This is a genomic window from Pseudomonas sp. G7(2022) (assembly GCF_052660475.1).
Genome location: NZ_CP109659.1, coordinates 5714957 through 5732187, shown reverse-complemented (window position 1 = coordinate 5732187; position 17231 = coordinate 5714957). Strand labels below are relative to the sequence as shown.

General features: G+C 60.7%; 15 protein-coding genes and 1 tRNA gene. 4 read left to right on the top strand and 12 right to left on the bottom strand.

Annotation, left to right across the window (positions count from 1 at the left end; all coding sequences use genetic code 11):
* Window positions 1-67 precede the first annotated feature (67 nt).
* The 4 genes from NE357_RS26325 (at window position 68) to NE357_RS26310 (ending at window position 2539) form a co-directional block, all read left to right on the top strand.
* Complete coding sequence (locus NE357_RS26325; protein ID WP_169432179.1) at window positions 68-1351, top strand: aspartate aminotransferase family protein; 1284 nt, start codon at window positions 68-70, stop codon at window positions 1349-1351.
* A gap of 252 nt (window positions 1352-1603) precedes the next feature.
* Window positions 1604-1960, top strand: a complete 357-nt coding sequence (locus NE357_RS26320) for a type II toxin-antitoxin system RelE/ParE family toxin (protein ID WP_169432712.1) — start codon at window positions 1604-1606, stop codon at window positions 1958-1960.
* The gene (locus NE357_RS26315) at window positions 1953-2273 is read left to right on the top strand and encodes a helix-turn-helix domain-containing protein (protein WP_169432178.1); all 321 of its coding nucleotides are present in this window, start codon (window positions 1953-1955) and stop codon (window positions 2271-2273) included. Before NE357_RS26320 ends, NE357_RS26315 begins: the two co-directional genes overlap by 8 nt.
* 107 nt (window positions 2274-2380) lie before the next feature.
* Complete coding sequence (locus tag NE357_RS26310) at window positions 2381-2539, top strand: YqaE/Pmp3 family membrane protein (RefSeq protein ID WP_065259115.1); 159 nt, start codon at window positions 2381-2383, stop codon at window positions 2537-2539.
* A gap of 3 nt (window positions 2540-2542) precedes the next feature.
* Here the strand turns inward: NE357_RS26310 and NE357_RS26305 are convergent, their stop codons facing one another.
* From NE357_RS26305 to NE357_RS26250, 12 genes are all read right to left on the bottom strand, one after another.
* Complete coding sequence (locus NE357_RS26305; RefSeq protein ID WP_169432177.1) at window positions 2543-4351, bottom strand: S9 family peptidase; 1809 nt, start codon at window positions 4349-4351, stop codon at window positions 2543-2545.
* Window positions 4317-5489 carry a pyrroloquinoline quinone biosynthesis protein PqqE gene (pqqE, locus tag NE357_RS26300; protein ID WP_169432176.1) on the bottom strand — a complete coding sequence of 391 codons (1173 nt, stop codon included), beginning with the start codon at window positions 5487-5489 and terminating at the stop codon, window positions 4317-4319. The genes NE357_RS26305 and pqqE overlap by 35 nt, the downstream gene beginning before the upstream one ends.
* Window positions 5461-5736 (bottom strand): pyrroloquinoline quinone biosynthesis peptide chaperone PqqD, encoded by a 276-nt coding sequence (pqqD, locus tag NE357_RS26295; RefSeq protein ID WP_007959876.1) that lies wholly within the window; start codon window positions 5734-5736, stop codon window positions 5461-5463. Before pqqD ends, pqqE begins: the two co-directional genes overlap by 29 nt.
* Window positions 5733-6485 carry a pyrroloquinoline-quinone synthase PqqC gene (gene pqqC / locus NE357_RS26290; RefSeq protein WP_166223334.1) on the bottom strand — a complete coding sequence of 251 codons (753 nt, stop codon included), beginning with the start codon at window positions 6483-6485 and terminating at the stop codon, window positions 5733-5735. The genes pqqD and pqqC overlap by 4 nt, the downstream gene beginning before the upstream one ends.
* Window positions 6486-6506: 21 nt before the next feature.
* On the bottom strand, window positions 6507-7418 hold the full coding sequence (gene pqqB / locus NE357_RS26285) for a pyrroloquinoline quinone biosynthesis protein PqqB (protein WP_169432175.1): 912 nt from the start codon (window positions 7416-7418) through the stop codon (window positions 6507-6509).
* Between the two features lie 84 nt (window positions 7419-7502).
* Window positions 7503-7577: a pyrroloquinoline quinone precursor peptide PqqA gene (gene pqqA, locus NE357_RS26280; protein WP_003444522.1), complete on the bottom strand. Its 75-nt coding sequence runs from the start codon at window positions 7575-7577 to the stop codon at window positions 7503-7505.
* 159 nt (window positions 7578-7736) lie between these two features.
* Complete coding sequence (pqqF, locus tag NE357_RS26275) at window positions 7737-10163, bottom strand: pyrroloquinoline quinone biosynthesis protein PqqF (RefSeq protein ID WP_169432174.1); 2427 nt, start codon at window positions 10161-10163, stop codon at window positions 7737-7739.
* Between the two features lie 38 nt (window positions 10164-10201).
* Window positions 10202-10996 (bottom strand): carbon-nitrogen hydrolase family protein, encoded by a 795-nt coding sequence (locus tag NE357_RS26270; RefSeq protein ID WP_169432173.1) that lies wholly within the window; start codon window positions 10994-10996, stop codon window positions 10202-10204.
* Window positions 10997-11008: 12 nt separating this feature from the next.
* Entirely contained in the window at window positions 11009-12691 is a 1683-nt protein-coding gene (locus NE357_RS26265; protein WP_085709206.1) for a flavin monoamine oxidase family protein, read from the bottom strand.
* A 146-nt stretch (window positions 12692-12837) separates the two neighbouring features.
* Entirely contained in the window at window positions 12838-13299 is a 462-nt protein-coding gene (locus tag NE357_RS26260; protein WP_169432172.1) for an Lrp/AsnC family transcriptional regulator, read from the bottom strand.
* Between the two features lie 56 nt (window positions 13300-13355).
* Window positions 13356-13432, bottom strand: a tRNA-Ile gene (locus NE357_RS26255).
* Window positions 13433-13447: 15 nt separating this feature from the next.
* Complete coding sequence (locus tag NE357_RS26250) at window positions 13448-17194, bottom strand: bifunctional diguanylate cyclase/phosphodiesterase (protein ID WP_169432171.1); 3747 nt, start codon at window positions 17192-17194, stop codon at window positions 13448-13450.
* Between the last annotated feature and the right edge of the window lie 37 nt (window positions 17195-17231).

Genomic DNA, 17231 nt, shown 5'->3' with positions numbered 1-17231 from the left:
TGACCAGCGTTTGTTTTGAAAGTGTTTGCATAGGCAGTTCAAAAAACCTCGATCGAGGTCTTTTTCAATGAATCTGTTCAGTTTGCGGCGTCAGACGCCGAGCCTTGATGACCTGGCTTTTGAAACCCATGAATCGACCGCCGCTGATGGCCTGAATGCCGAGCGCCTGATGCCTGGCGTGGAACGCCCGCAACAGGTTTTCGTTCGCGGCCAGGGCTCCTGGTTGTGGGACAGCAATGACCGCGCCTACCTGGACTTTTCCCAGGCCGGTGGCGCCAACAGCCTCGGCCACAGCCCTTCGGCGCTGGTCAAAGCCATTGCCAGCCAGGCACAGGCCCTGATCAATCCCGGATTCAATCTGCACAACCGCGGCATGCTCAGCCTCACCGAGCGTTTGTGTGCCAGCACTTCCAGCGATCAGGCGTATCTGCTCAACAGTGGCAGCGAAGCTTGTGAAGCCGCGATCAAATTGGCGCGCAAATGGGGTCAACTGCATCGTGGTGGCGCCTCGCGGATCATTGTCGCCAGACAAGGCTGTCACGGACGCAGTCTGGCGACGATTTCGGCGTCGGACAGTTGCAATCTGCACAATCGCTTCGCGCCGCTGCTGCCGGGTTTCGATCTGGTGCCGTTCAATGATCTGCCGGCGCTGCATGCCGCAGTCGATGCGCAGACCGTGGCGATCATGCTTGAGCCAATCCAGAGCGATGCCGGTGTGGTTCCTGCGACCGAGCATTACCTCAAGGGCGTCGAACGCCTGTGCCGTGAACTGGGGATTCTGCTGATCCTCGACGAAGTGCAGACCGGCATCGGCCGCTGCGGCACCTTGCTCGCCGAACAGTCCTACGGCGTGCGCGCCGATATCGTCGTGCTCGGCAAGGGCCTCGGCGGTGGCGTTCCACTGGCTGCATTGCTGGCGCGAGGCAAGGCGTGCTGTTTCGAGCCCGGCGAATTGGGCGGCACTCATCACGGCAACGCGCTGATGACCGCCGCAGGGCTGGTGGTGCTCGACAGCGTGCAGGATCGCGCATTCCTCGAACAGATCCGGGACAACGGCCAGCATTTGCGCGAAGGGCTCGCTCGTCTGGCCCGTCGTTATGAACATGGCGAGTTGCGCGGGCAGGGTCTGTTCTGGGGGCTGACGCTGTCGGAAGACTCCGCCGAGGCTGTCGTCAAAGCCGCCCTCCATGAAGGCTTGCTGCTCAACGCTCCACAAGCCAACTGTCTGCGCTTCACCCCGGCACTGACCGTCAGCAAGGCCAACATCGACGAAATGCTCCTGCGTCTGGCCCGAGCTTTCTCCCGGGTACGCACCGCGCAACTGCAATGCCGCAAAGGGATTGCCGTCTGAGCTGAAGTTTCCCACCCGAATTCAAGAACCGTCTCGCGGTATAACGCACGCCCCACGCCTGATTCTTTTGGCGTGGGGCGTTTTTTTGTGGCCGGGTTTTTCCATCGCGGTTTATTGCTTGAGGGACCGCCGCTGCAGTGTTTATTTAATGGGCTTCGGCAAGGATTGCCGAAGCTGGCGGAACACCCTTGTCGCAAGGCAGGCTTTGTAATCTATACCACTGAGTGGTATGTTTTTTTGGAAGGGATACCGATGTCGTTCAGGTTGTTCAAGACAAAAGGTTTTGCGATACAGGCCAACAAAGCATGGATCACCGACGACGAGCTTCGCGAGGCTTTTGCCGAGATGCTCGATGGGCAAGCGGACAATCTGGGAGGCGGAGTCTGGAAGAAGCGCCTGAACGAAAACCGCCACCGTTCAATTGTTCTGGCCAAGGGCGGGCGTTACTGGATTTATCAGGTGCTGTTCGCCAAAAAGGATCGGAGCAATATCAATTCTGCAGAGTTGAAGGAGCTGCGCAAACTGGCGAAAGCCTATGCACAACTTACCGAAGAGCAGATTCAAGGCTTGTTGGTCATGAAGGCGTTTGTGGAGATAACTCATGAGTAAAAAATTCAAGAGTGACGTATTTGAATCAGTGCACGGGTCGGCCAGCGCCCTGCATGCAGTCGGTGCGATCAGCAAGGCAACGATGCGTGAGTTTGATGAGTCGTGCCTTGCTGCGGTCCCGGATGCGATCCCGGCGGAGCAGATCAAGGCATTGCGTGAGCTTAACAACGTCAGCCAGCCAGTGTTCGCGCGTTATTTGAACACCAGTGCTTCGACTGTTAAACAATGGGAATCAGGGGATAAGCATCCAAGCGGAATGGCTTTGAAGCTGCTCAGCATTGTGCAGAAACACGGTCTGCAAATACTGGCTTGAGTGGTCTTGCGCACTCTGTCTGGCGATAGCACTGAACCCTGACAAACGGCGCAGGTCGATTAGCTTGTATGGCTCAGTCGAGCCAACCCCCAATCAGGAGCTGCCCCATGGACTTTATCCGCATCATCATCGCCATTATCTTGCCGCCACTGGGTGTGTTTCTTCAGGTCGGGTTCGGCGGCGCGTTCTGGCTGAACATTCTGCTGACGCTGTGCGGTTACATCCCGGGGATCGTGCACGCGGTGTACATCATCGCCAAGCGCTGAGTTTCAATCGGCCAGGCCCATCACTTGCCGGTAGAAGCGCCATTCCTGCTCCAGCGCGTGGGCCTGGTTCGCGGCCCGGCGGAAGCCGTGGCGTTCGTCGGCGTAGTAATGCGCTTCGACCTCAATGCCGTTTTGCTCCAGGGCTGCGACCATGTCGCGGGTCTGTTGCGGCACGACCACGGCGTCCAGCTCACCCTGGAAGAAAATCACCGGCACGCGAATGTTGCCGGCGTGCAGCAACGGCGTGCGGGCGGCATAGCGTTCGCCGTCTTGCTCGGGATCGCCGATCAGCCAGTCCAGATAATCACCTTCGAACTTGTGTGTTGCACGGCCCAGAGCTACCGGGTCGCTGACGCCGTAGAGGCTGGCGCCGGCGCGGAACACCTGGTGGAACGCCAATGCACAAAGCGTGGTGTAGCCACCGGCGCTGCCGCCACGGATGAATGCACGCTCGCCGTCGATCATGCCGCGTTCGGCCAGATAGGCCACCACTGCGCAGGCATCCTCGACATCCACTGCTCCCCAACTCAGATGCAGCGCCTTTCGATACTCCCGGCCATAGCCGCTGCTGCCTCGGTAGTTGAGGTCGGCCACGGCGAAGCCGCGTTGCGTCCAGTACTGGATGCGCGGATCCAGCAGCGGATAGCAGGCCGACGTCGGACCGCCGTGGATGAACACCACCAGGGGCGGTTTTTCATCACCATGGGTGGCCGGATAAAAGAAGCCGTGAGCCTGGCCCGAGCCGCTGGGATAACACAGGGTTTGCGGTTGGCTGATGCGCTCGGCGGGAAGCGGAGCAACGCCGCCGGCGAGGATTTTCACTTCACGCGACTCGCGATCAATGGCGATCACGGCTGAAGGGCTGATTGGTGAAGCGGCGATGCAGTAAATGAACTGATCATCGACCGCCAGATGACGGAAGCGGCTGTAGTCGCCGGTGAAGTCTTCGCCGTTAAGCGCCAGACGCCCGAAACCGCCTTCACTCCAACTGGCCAGGAATCCTTCGTCGGTGGGCAGCCAAGTGCAACCGCCAAGTTGCCATGGGGCTGGCGCGTGATCGGCCGGGGCGCAACGCAGTGGTTGCAATCCTTCTGCAGACTCGACCCACGGTTGCCAATATCCGCCACGGTCGGTCAGGCAGCCCAGTCGTCCGCTGGCATCGAAACGGGGTTGCTGGATCGACTCTTCCAGCGTTTCTCCGGCCACGCAATGAGGGGCGGAAAAGCCGTTATCGGTTCGCTTGGCGATCATCAAACGGGTGGCGGTCCACGGCTGATGCGGGCGGCTCCATTCGATCCACGCCAGGCGCTGGCAGTCCGGGCTGATGATCGGTGCCGCATAGAAATCCGCACCTTCTGCCAGCAAACTCTCGGTGCCGTTAACCAGATCAATGGCCACCAACCGATGGCGATCACCGTTCTCTTCTACGGCCAGGACCTGCCCGTTGGCAAAATGCAGATCGCCATATCGGCACTCACCCGTCGTCAGAGCTTCGGGCGCGCCATCCAGTGTCTGCCGGTAAAGCTGTTGATCTGCCTCGTTGACGAAAACAATCCCGTCAGGCGTCAGACAAAACGCCCCCCCACCATATTCGTACACCCGGCTGCGCACGCTGAAGCCCGCAGGCGTCAGACATTTCGCTACGCCATCGTGCCAGTGCCAGATCCGGCAGGCAGCGTCTGCCGGGCGATATTCATTCCAGAACAAACCCTGGGCGCCGAGCTGCAATTCGGCGAAATCCACGCCGGCAGCAACGGCGGCGGTAGCGCTGAAAGGCTCAGCCTTTGGCGATGAGGCGCGAGTTTCGTTCATTGCGAAAGGCCAGTTGTTCGATGGTCTGGGTGGCGTGCTCGGCTTCTTCGCGGGCCTTGAGGATCACGCCGTGATGTTCGGACTTGCTGCACACCGGGTCGGCGTTGCTGGCATCGCCCGTAAGCATGAACGCCTGGCAGCGGCAGCCGCCGAAGTCCTGTTCTTTCTCGTCACAGGAGCGGCACGGCTCGGGCATCCAGTCATAGCCGCGAAAGCGGTTGAAGCCGAACGAGTCGTACCAGATGTGCTGCATGCTGTGGTCGCGCACATTGGGAAATTGTACCGGCAGCTGTCGGGCGCCATGACAGGGCAGGGCGGTGCCGTCCGGTGTGACCGTCAGAAACAGACTGCCCCAGCCATTCATGCAGGCTTTCGGACGTTCTTCGTAATAGTCCGGGGTGACGAAAATCAGCTTGCACGGATGCCCTTCGGCTTCCAGTCTGGCGCGGTATTCGTTGGTGATGCGTTCGGCGCGGACCAGTTGCTCTTTGGTCGGCAACAGGCCGACACGATTGAGCTGTGCCCAGCCGTAGAACTGGCAGGTGGCGAGCTCGACGAAATCCGCTTCCAGAGCGATGCACAGCTCGATGATGCGGTCGATCTTGTCGATGTTGTGCCGATGGGTGACGAAGTTCAGCACCATCGGGTAGCCGTGGGCCTTCACGGCGCGGGCCATTTCCAGCTTCTGCGCGAAGGCTTTTTTCGAGCCCGCGAGCAGGTTGTTCACTTGCTCGTCGCTGGCCTGGAAGCTGATCTGGATGTGATCGAGCCCGGCCTTCTTGAAGTCGCTGATCTTCTGCTCGGTCAGGCCGATGCCTGAGGTAATCAGGTTGGTGTAAAAACCCAACTGACGCGCCTCACGAATCAGCTCGGCAAGGTCCTGGCGCACCAGCGGCTCGCCCCCGGAAAAGCCCAGTTGCGCCGCACCCATCTCCCGCGCTTCGCGAAATACCTTGATCCACTGTTCGGTGCTCAGCTCTTTGCCCTGCTCGGCGAAGTCCAGTGGATTGGAGCAGTACGGGCATTGCAGCGGGCAACGGTAGGTCAGTTCGGCGAGCAGCCACAGCGGCAGGCCGACTTCCGGTTTGGCCGGGACTTGCGCCGATGTCTCAGGCAAGTTCGATCCAGTGCTGCGCACGGGCAACCTCCATGAATTGCTCGATGTCGTCACCGAGCTCGGGTACGCCGGGGAACTGTCTGTCGAGTTCGGCGATGATCGCCGCGACATCCCGCTCACCGTCGATCAGGCCGCCGATCAGTGCGGCACTTTCGTTGAGCTTGATCATGCCTTCCGGGTACAGCAGCACGTGGCCTTTCTGCGCCGGTTCGTACTGGAAACGGTAGCCGGGACGCCAGGTCGGGGTCTTGCTGCGGTCGAAACTCATAAGGCGATTCCTTTATGCCAGACCCGTTGATCGGTGACGCTGTGATACGGCGGGCGGTTCAGTTCGTAGGCCATGCTCATGGCATCGAGCATGCTCCAAAGGATGTCCAGTTTGAACTGGAGAATTTCCAGCATGCGCTCTTGACCTTCGCGGGTCTTGTAGTGCTCCAGCGTGATCGCCAGGCCATGCTCGACATCGCGTCGGGCCTGGCCGAGACGGGTGCGGAAATATTCGTAACCCGCCGGGTCGATCCACGGGTAATGCTGCGGCCAGCTGTCGAGGCGCGACTGGTGGATCTGCGGCGCGAACAGCTCGGTCAGCGAGCTGCTGGCAGCTTCCTGCCAACTGGCGCGGCGGGCGAAGTTGACGTAGGCGTCGACGGCGAAGCGTACGCCGGGCAGCACCAGCTCCTGGGAACGCAATTGATCCGGGTCGAGACCGACGGCCTGGCCGAGGCGCAGCCAGGCTTCGATGCCGCCGTCCTCACCGGGGGCGCCATCGTGGTCGAGCAGGCGCTGGATCCACTCGCGGCGGATCTCGCGATCCGGGCAGTTGGCGAGGATTGCCGCGTCTTTCAGGGGAATGTTCACCTGATAGTAGAAGCGGTTGGCGACCCAGCCCTGAATCTGCTCGCGGGTGGCCCGGCCTTCATACATCGCCACGTGATACGGGTGATAGATGTGGTAGTAGGCGCCCTTGGCGCGCAGGGCCGCTTCGAATTCGGCGGGGGACAGCGGGGTGTCGGTCATTGCGGTTCTCCGGGCCATTCGTTACAGGACAATGCTCATGCCGTCATACGCCACTTCAACATTGCGTCGCACCAGTTCCGCGCGCTCCGGGGAGTCTTCGTCGAGAATCGGGTTGGTGTTGTTGATGTGGATAAGCACCTTGCGCTGCTCGGGAAGCTGTTCCAGCACTTCGAGCATGCCGCCGGGACCTTTCTGGGCGAGGTGACCCATTTCGCCGCCGGTGCGGGTGCCAACGCCACGGCGCTGCATTTCATCGTCGTCCCACATCGTTCCGTCCACCAGCACGCAGTCGCTGTCGGCCATGATTTCCAGCAACGGCGCATCGACCTTGCCCAGACCTGGCGCATAGAACAGCTTGCCGCCGGTGCTGAGGTCTTCGACGATCAGGCCGATGTTGTCGCCCGGGTGCGGATCGAAGCGGTGCGGCGAGTAGGGCGGTGCCGCGCTGCGCAGCGGCAGCGGGGTGAAGCGCAAATTCGGGCAGGCGGCGACGGTGAAGCTCTGGTCGAGTTCGATGCGGTTCCAGTCCAGCCCGCCGTTCCAGTGCTTGAGCATGGTGAACAGCGGGAAACCGGTGCTCAGGTCCTCGTGGACCATGTCCGTGCACCAGACCTGATGCGGGCAGCCTTCGCGCAGGCTGAGCAGGCCGGTGGTGTGGTCGATCTGGCTGTCCATCAGGATGATCGCGCTGATGCCGGTGTCACGCAGGGCACGGCCCGGTTGCATCGGGGCGAAGCTCTGAAGCTGCGCGCGGATGTCCGGCGAGGCATTGCACAGCACCCAGTTCACGCCGTCATCGGAAATCGCGATGGACGATTGGGTACGGGCCTGGGCATTCAGGCTGCCGTCGCGAAAACCGGCGCAATTGACGCAGTTGCAGTTCCACTGCGGAAAACCGCCACCGGCGGCCGAACCCAGAATCTGGACGAACATGAACGCTCCATCATTTCAACGCTGAAAATAAAACGCCCCGGCGAGCCGAGGCGTTGCACTGCAGTGTTCTGCTTGAGGCAGGACTCAGCGGCTGGCGAAGTACATGGTGACTTCGAAGCCGATGCGCAGGTCGGTGTAAGCAGGTTTGGTCCAGGCCATCGGGTGACTCCTTTTTCAGGTGGGTGAGATAGCGCTATCCATAGGTATAGTCCACGGCAGCGCAGGGATGTTCCAAATAGTTAGGTGGCTATGTTACTCAAAATTTCAGGGGGTTTGCCCGTGAATCTTTGAGAAAGCTCCTTGCAGCCCCGGTAATGATCATTTTGTCGCTTGCCATGGCGCGCCTGGCGCAGGTCTGTTGGCCATGCCGTGCCAGCCGCCTTCGGCGCGGATCAGGCGCTGTGCGGCGGCTTGCAATGCCGGGCGATCCAGTTGAGTGATGGCCTTGCTCAGTTGATCCAGGTAATCCGACGAGTGGCCAGCCAGTTTTGCCTGCCACAGAAGTTCGGCAGCGTCTTTGGCGGGCAGGACATCGGCATCCAGATGCGCGGCGAGGATCTGGCGCTGCTCGATGAACAGCGCGTCATCGATTTTCTCGATCAGCGCGGGAATGCCTTCGATAAACGCTTGAACGTGGCCCAGCAGTTGCTCAGGAGTGACTGTCGGCGATTGCACGCCGAACTGCCATCCACTCTGGCCATGCGCCTGTCTGAAGGCGCTGAACACCGCGTATCCCAGCTGCAACTCGCCCCGTAGCCGCTGATAGTACGGCGTGTGGCACAGGTGCGCGAGAAAACGCCATGCGGCTTCGTCGGCTATGTTCGGGCTGGCGGTCGGGCAGAACAGCAGCAATGCGTGTTCGCTGGAGGCGGTGTCGATCTGACTCCATCGGTAGTGGGCGTGGACTGCCGACGGGGTTGGTATTTCGTTGTCTGGCTTGCCTGGAATGCGACTCAGGGCCAGCCCCATGGCCGATTGGGTCTGGGCATCGAGACACAGGGCCAGGCCATCCCAACGGGAAGTTGCCCACAGCTGATTGGCGTCGTCGGATTGCACAACCGCTGGAAGACAGTGCTCGGGCCATGCCTTGAGCAATTGGCGGATCGGCATCGACGGCACGTCCGGCTCGTTTGTCGCGGAATCAGCGTCAACTTGCGTCAGATGTTTCAGCGCATGCTCCAGGACGCCGGGTAGTACGTCCTGCAGACCGGTCACCTTCAATATCCACTGATTCCCCGTGGTGCTGAACGAGAGCTCGACCCCGGCCTGACGCGCGTCGTCAGACACCTCCCGCAGACTGCGTTGCAGTTTCGCTTGCAGCTCGGCCGTGGCCGCTGCTTCCGTCTGCCAGCGCACATACACCGCACCTTCGTCGCCGTTATCCGGCAGCGCCTGGCTGAATTGCATCGGCGAGCGTTCGCGGCGGCTGCGCGAGCGATCCTGAGCAAACGTGCGCAGGCCTCGGTGGGCGCTGGTCTGGCCGCGAATCAGGCCGGCGTTGGCCAGCGGTTCTGCTGCGCGCAGGAACGGATTGGCAGTGGGCAGATGCCAGTGACTGCTGAAGTTATCCACAATGCCGATTTTGCCGAGAATCACTTTGAGCGCTGCAACCGCCGATTCGGAGAGGCCGCTTTCGAGTTGTTCGCTGTCGAGTCGCGCCCGTTGCAGCGCGCCACTGACCTGCTGCTGACGCTGAAGCTGCGCCGAATATTCCTCACGCAATGCCGGCCAGTCCTGCTGTTCGGCGAAGAAACTCAGCCAATCCAGCCATTGCTCGCGAATGGCATCGAGTGACCCGCTGGGTGCAGTGAACTGAAGATGCAGCAAGGCTTGCCCTGCGAACTGGTACTGCACGCAGGCTTGCAGGCTGTCAGCGAGACCCAGCTGCTGCAAATGCGCGAGCAACCCACCGGGTTTGGTGCTGTTCAACCAGTGGCAGAGAAACGCCAGCGCTTCGGCCGACGACTCCGGCAGATCCTCCAGCGCTACCAGCAGATTGCCGCATCGCTCGCCGACCTGTTGATAACTTGCCTGTGGGTTGTCCATCAAGCGAACGGGGGCTGCCTGTGCAGTTTTATCCCCAGGCGTCAGCGTGGCGGCAAACTGTTCGGCCAGCGTGCGCAGCTCTTCAACGCTCTGCGGCCCGACCAGACTCAGGGTCATCTGCCCGGTGCGGTAAAACTGCCGATGGAAATCTTTCAGTGCCTGCTGAAACTCCGCCTCTTCTACCGGCAGCGTGTCGCGGTTCCCGGCATGAAAGCCGCGCAAAGGATGCGCTGCCGACAATCCCTCGAACAGTGCCTCTTTCTGCTGAGCCGCAGCATCCTGGGACCACGCGACAAACTCCGCCTGCAACACTTCCCGTTCCCGCAACTGATCGTCCGGATTCATACGCGGCCGGGCGAGCATGTCTGACAGACGCTCCAGCCCGCCACTGAAGGACGCTGGCGGCAACTCAAAGAAGAAATCGGTGGTGCGCTCACGGGTGCTCGCATTCACTTGGCCGCCGTGACCTTGCACATAGGCCATCAGCCCTTGCTGCACAGGAAAACGCTCGGTGCCGAGGAACAGCAAATGCTCAAGGAAATGCGCCAGCCCCGGCCACGCCAACGGCACGTCATGACTGCCGGCAGCCACTCGCAACGCAGCGGCGCTGCGCTTGAGGCCGGGCACGCGACGCAGGGTCACGCGCAAGCCGTTGGCCAGGGTTTCGGTGTGAGGGCGGGGGTGAGTCGGCGCAGGCATGGGCACTTCCAGAACAGTGAAGTGCCAATGCTAGCGGATTAGCGCTTGTTGAGCGCGTCGTAAAGTTCGGGGCGGCGGTCGTTGAAGTAGCGGTTGGCGTTACGCGAATCGATCATCAACTGGCGATCCAGCTCACCGACGATCAAGGCTTCGTCCAGTCCGGCCTGGGCGATACGGCTGCCATCCGGTGCGGCAATGCTGCTTTGCCCGCAGTAATGGATATCGCCTTCGTGGCCGCAGTAGTTGGCGTAAGCCACGTAGCACTGGTTCTCAAAGGCGCGGGAGCGCACGGAAACATCGGCAATGAAATCGAAAGGAATCATGTTGGCGGTCGGCACCAGGATCAGCTCGGCACCTTCAAGGGCCAGGCGCCGGGCGTTTTCCGGGAATTCCAGGTCGTAGCAGATCAGGAAACCGAGCTTCCAGCCGTTGAGCTCGACGATGGGAAACTCGCCATCGCCGGGGCTGAACATCGAACGGTCCAGATCGCCGAACAGGTGCGTTTTACGGTAATTGCACAGGCGCTCGCCGTTCGAATCGATCAACTGCACGGCGTTGTAAATCTGTCCTTCGGCGGTGCGCTCCGGGTATCCATAGAGAATCGCCAGGCCGGCAGCCTTGGCGATCCGTCCAACCTGCTGCGCCCACTCACCGTTATAGACCTCGGCCAATGTCGCGACCGCTTCCTTGCCGATGTTGTAGCCGGTCAGGAACATCTCCGGCACCACCAGCAGATCGGCGCCTTTGGCCTCCATCGCCAGTTGATGCAGGCGCTGGAGGTTGGCGGCCGGTTCCAGGGGCAAAGGTGGACATTGGTAAAGGGCAACACGCATCGGGGATTCCTCTTACTCGGGCAGGGCGATCGGGCCGATGTCGTTGAACACATCACCCGGGCCGGGGTTCTCTTTATGTGTGGACCCGCCGAAGTGCTTCATGATTCCCCACACCGCATTGAGCGACGTTTGTACCGCGCCTTCAACCCAGGCTGGCGTCCACGATACGTCGTCGCCGGCGATGAAAATCCCGCGCTGCTCCGGCGGCATGTCGTCCTGCATGAAATGTGCGTACATGCGCTGGTTATAGCGATAGTGACCGGGCAGGGCGCCTTTGAATGCACCGAGGAAATGCGGGTCGGCTTCCCAGGATACGGTGATCGGATCGCCGATGATCCGCGCGGCGATGTCGACTTTCGGGTAGATCTTCTTCAACGCATCGAGCGCCAGTTTCACGCGTTTTTCCACCGGATGCGGGAGCATTTTCAGCGCATCGCTCATCCACGAGTACGACAGGCAGATCACGCCTGGCTTGTCGTCACCGTTGTCGAACAGATAGGTGCCACGGGTCAGGCGATCGGTGAGGGTCATGCTCATCAGGTCGCGGCCGGTTTCCGGGTCCTTGTCCTTCCAGAACGGACGGTCAACCATCACGAAGGTCTTCGACGATTGCATGTAGCGCGTGCGGTCGAGGGCCATCCACATTTTTTGCGAGAACAGGGTTTCGTCGCACTCGATCTGGGTGGTCAGCAGCCAGCTCTGACAGGTGGTGAGTACGGCGGCGTATTCGCGGGTGTCGCCGTTGTTGTCGGTGACCGCGAAGCGCCCGTCAGGCGCGTGGGCAATTTTCTTCACCCCGGAACGTGGCGCGCCGTGGTGCAGCGACTTGAGGCTGGTGCCTTGCGGCCAGTGTACGCAGCGTTCCGGCGCATGACGCCAGATGCCTTGTGGCACTTGTTCCACACCGCCGACCACCAGGTGTTGGTGGTCGTCGCAGTTGGTCATCACCACGCGGAAGATTTCCAGCATCGAGTTGGGGAAGTCCGAGTCCCAGCCACCGGTGCCGAAACCGACCTGGCCGAACACTTCACGGTGATGGAACGACAGTTTGGCGAAGGCTTTCGAGGTGGCGACGAAGTCGTAGAACGTGCGGTCGTCCCACAGCGGCACCAGGGTGTTCCACAGCTCTTTGAGGCGCGGCACATCGCGGTCGCGGATCGCTTGCTGGATATCGGCAAACTGCGAGCCGGCCTCCAGAGCGTCGGCCCAGGCGTCAGCCACTTCCTGGAACAGTGCAGGAAGATCCTTCAGGCTCTGTGCGTAATGGGTTTTGCCTTCCAGGTCGATCACGGTACTGCCGGAGGCCGGGGTCAGCGGGTTGGGGAAGGGTTTGGTTTCCAGACCGAGTTTGTCGACGTAGTGATAGAACGCGGTGGAGGATACCGGGAAGCGCATGCCGCCGAGCTCGGCGACGATGCCGTCAGTGCCGTTGAATGCCTGGGAGCGCAGACGGCCGCCGAGCTTCGAGGCCTCATAAACGACCGGTTTCAAACCGAGTTTCATCAGTTCGTAAGCCGCCACCAGACCTGCGATGCCGGCACCGACGATTGCAACTTCGGCACCGTGGTTGTGCTCGGGAATGCTACCCAGACCGGCCGGGTGTTCGATCCAGTCGTCGAAGGCGAACGGAAAGTCCGGGCCGAAAATGGTGATCGGTTTCTTACCGTCTGCAGGATGGCGATTGTTCTTGTTCATGGCTGACCTTGCTGGCGACCCGACGCCGGATGCGCGTCTGAGTATAGGAAAAGATGCCAGCCATTCTAGGGAGCGTAGAACACGTTAATAAGACGCAAAGTGTCGTCGATTTGAGTGTTGCTGCTGCAATATGACGACAATGTTGGTCAGACTGGATGCCCGCGATCGATTTTGCTGCTGAGGATGATCGAGGTCGTGGTCTTGTCCACGCCGTCTACGCTGCCGATCTGATCCAGCAGTTGATCCAGCTGTTCTGGCGAGTCGGTACGCAGCCACGCCACGTAATCAAATTCGCCACTCACCGCACACAGCTGCTGCACCTGGGCCATCGCACTCAACCGTCGCAGTACCTCTTTGCCGGAGCGCGGCTGCACCTTGATCCCGACATAGGCCTGCAACCCGCCATCCACGACACGCTGGCCCAGACGCACGCCGTAGCCAGTGATGACTTTGGCCTTTTCCAGTCGTGCGAGACGTGAGGTGACCGTGGTGCGGGCAATGCCGAGCTGCCGGGCGAGCATTGCCACGCTTTCGCGGGCATTGATTTGCAGGGCGGCAATCAACTGGCGGTCGATTTCATCAAGAACGGGTGGGCGGATGTCGGACAAGGGACTTCTCCACGCAGATACGAAAAAGCCGCACATATGTGCGGCTTTTTGATGTTTGGTGGGCCCACACGGACTTGAACCGTGGACCAAAGGATTATGAGTCCTCTGCTCTAACCAACTGAGCTATAGGCCCTCAGTAGGCCGCGGATTATAGCGACGGTTTCTCGGCTGTGCTATCCGAAAAATCTGATACGGCTATACGAAGAAACGTCGCGGCGAACTCTTCGGGTGGCAGCGGCAGGCTGACGATGTAGCCCTGGATCTGTTCGCAGCCCTCGGTGGTGAGGAATTGTTGTTGGGCCTGGGTTTCCACGCCTTCGGCGATCACGGTGAATTGCATGCTGCGGCCCAGGGCGATGATGGCGCGGACAATTGCCGCGTCGTGCGGATCGTCAGGCAGGCCGCGGACGAAAGACTGGTCGATCTTGAGGATATCCAGCGGCAGGCGCTTGAGATAACTCAGCGAGGAATAACCGGTGCCGAAGTCGTCGATGGCCAGTTGCACGCCGAGGTGTTTGAGTTGGTGCAACACTGCCAGCGCCTCTTCGGCCTGGCTCATGATGAAGTTTTCGGTAATTTCCAGTTGCAGTAAATCCGGCCTCAGGCGGTTGTCCTTGAGCAGCTGTTCGATGCGCCCCAACAGGTTCGGCTGGCGCAGTTGCGCGCCGGCGAGGTTGACCGACAACGGGCCCAGGGATTCATAGATCTGTCCCCATTCGAACATTTGCCGACAGGCGGTTTCCAGCACCCAGTCGCCGATTTGCAGAATCATGCCGTTCTCTTCCGCCAGTGGGATGAAATGCTCCGGCGGCACCTCGCCGAAGGTCGGGTGACGCCAGCGGATCAGGGCTTCGGCCCCGACCAGACTGTGATCGTCGAGGCTGATTTTCGGTTGGTAGTAGAGGTACAGCTCTTCCCGCTCGATGGCCCGGCGCAATTCATGTTCCAGCGCCACCCGCTCGCTGGCCTGGGCGGTGAGGTCCCGGGTGTAGCTTTCGACGCGATTACGACCCTTGGCCTTGGAGCGATACATCGCCGCGTCGGCGTTCTTGATCAGGGTGGCGACGTCGCAGCCGTCGCGGGGATAGAGGCTGGTGCCGATGCTGGCGCTGATGAAGAACTCATGCTCGCCGGCTTGAAACGGTGCGGCGAAGCAATTCAGCAGTTTGGTGGCAATGTTGTCTGCATCAGCGGCCTGTTGCAGGCCCGGTAGCAGGATGATGAATTCATCGCCGCCCAGCCGCGCCACCGTGTCGATATCGCGAAGCTGTTCCTTGAGGCGCACGGCGATGCCTTTGAGCAGCAGGTCGCCGACCGGATGGCCGAGACTGTCGTTGATGTGCTTGAAACGATCGAGATCGAGAAACAACACCGCGCCCAGGCTGTCGTTTTCCTGCTGACTGTTCAGCGCCATCAACAGGCGGCTTTCGAACAGTGTCCGGTTTGGCAGACCGGTCAGCGGGTCATGGTGGGCCTGGTAATCGAGTTTGGCCTGAGCGTGCTTGAGGCTGGAAATATCGGCAAACACCGCGACGAAGTGAGTGATGAACCGGTCGCGGTTGCGCACGGCGCTGATGGTCAGCCAGCTGGGGTACAACTCGCCATTCTTGCGCCGGTTGGAGATTTCGCCTTGCCAGTGGCCTTCGTCGGTCAACTGGTGCCACATCGCCGCATAAAATGCGCTGTCATGCAGCCCGGAAGCCAACAGGCGTGGGGTATGGCCTAGCGCTTCGCTTTCGCTGTAGCCGGTAATTTCCGTGAATGCGCGGTTCACTGCGCTGATGTGCTGCTGGGTGTCGGTAATCAGCACGCCCTCGGCGGTGCTTTCGAAGACGGTTGCGGCCTGTTGCAATTTTTCCTGCATCAGGTGGCGTTCAGTGATGTCACGGGCAATGGTCAGCATGCAGTCTTCGTCGCCGATCGGCAGCGGCCGGCTGGACACTTCGCAGAGGCGGATCTGCCCGTCGCTGCGGCGGATGTGACAACTGAAGTCACGGACGAAACCGTCACGGTGCAACAGATCGAGCATCTGTTTGCGTTCGTTGAGGTTGACCCAGATCCCCAGATCCAGTGCCGAACGATCCACCGACATGGCGCTGTTGAAACCGGTGATGCGGCTGAAACCTTCATTGACCTCCAGCAACAGACCATCACTCTGGCGTGACAGCAGCAGGCCGTCCGGCGAGGCGTGAAAGGCCTTGGCGAACTTTTCTTCGGAGGTTTGCAACTGCTGTTGGGTTTCCTTGAGCTGCGTAATGTCGCGCACCACGACGACCAGCGCTGGTGTCGTGTCGAGCTCGAACGGTTCGGCGGAAATCAGCCCGGTGAACACCTGCCCATTGTTGCGACGAAAGGGCATCTCCAGGTTGCGAATGCTGCCGGCCTGCAGGCGTTGCAGCAGGCCGGGACCCACGCCGGGAATGCCCCAGATATTGAGTTCGGTAGCAGTCTGACCAATGACGTCTTCGGCTTTGAGCCCGATCTGTTCCTCAAAGGCTTCGTTCACTTCCAGCAGGCAGCCGTCGGATAGCCGGGCGATGACCAGAATATCCGGGCATTGCTGGAACACCGAGGCGAACTTCTGCTCCGACAGGCGCAGGGCCTCTTCAGTACGCTTGGTTTCACTGATATCGATCATCAGGCCGCGCATCACCGGCTCGTGGCCGTGCTCGATGAGGCTGACGATGTCGCGCACCCACAGGCAGCGGCCATCAGCGGTGATCACCCGGTAATCGAGACTGTGATCGCGCCCGGCGAGGACCTCGTGATCGCAGAAGCTCTGTGCGCGGGTCAGGTCGGCGGGGTGGATGATGTTGCGCCAGAAGCCCGGAATCAGCCAGTGCGACAGTGGATAACCCAGTAGGTCTTCGGCATGGGGCGACACGTAGCTGTAGGTGAAGTCGCTGATTCGTGCTTCCCAGGCAATGGCCGACAGGCTCTCCACCAGCCCGCGATAGTGGTATTCGCTGCTGCGCAGTTCCTGTTCGAGGTCGATGCGTCGGGCGATTTCCGAGCTCAAGCGGCGGTTGATGCGGATCACCACTGCCAAGATGATCACCAGCAACAGCAGGCCTGGCAGGCCATAGACCAGCAGATCCGACCAGAATGTCCGATGATCGAGGACGTTGCCCACCCAGTGTTCCTGGATGCTGCTGATCTGCTCAGGGGACATGTCGGCCAGGACTTTGTCCAGAATGCCCACCAGCATTTTGCTGTCGCGGGGAACCCCCATTGCCAATTGATAGCGATAAGGGGTTTCGCCGCTGACATACAGCCCGTCGAGCTTGAGCTGGCGCAGGCTCCAGACACTGGAGGCGAGGTCGCCGACCACCGCGTCCACCTCATCGGTGGCCAGGGCCTGCAACGCCGAGCTGACATTGGGCATGGCCACCAGATTCAGATCGGGATGATGGGTACGCAGAAGCTCATGGGGGGCGTAGTTTTCGACGACCGCGATCTTCAGCCCATACAGCTCCTCGATCTTGCGCGGTTGTGGACCGCCGACGTGGGCGAGGATGACGATCGGAAAGTCCAGGTAAGGGCGAGTGAATGCCAGATAGTTCTGACGTTCCGGGGTGGACATGATGCCCGGCAGCAGATCGATCGTGCCGTTTTTGGCCTGTTCGAGCACGGCTGTCCAGCTTGAGGGTTCGACGGGCGTAAGTTTGATGGCCAGGCGTTGGCGGATCACGTCGATATAGTCCGCGGCCAGGCCCTGATAGCGGTTCTGGTCGTCGCGAAACTCGAATGGCGGCCACGAAGCATCGACACCCAGGCGCAAATCCGGGTGAGCCGCCAGCCAGCTACGTTCTTCGTCGGTCAGAGTCAGCGCGTCAGCCGTTGCGGTCCAGATCATCAGTGACAGCAAAAAGAGCACGGACGCCAGTCTGGGCATAACGGTCTCGGTATGGCTCGGGGGAATGTTTCGAGTG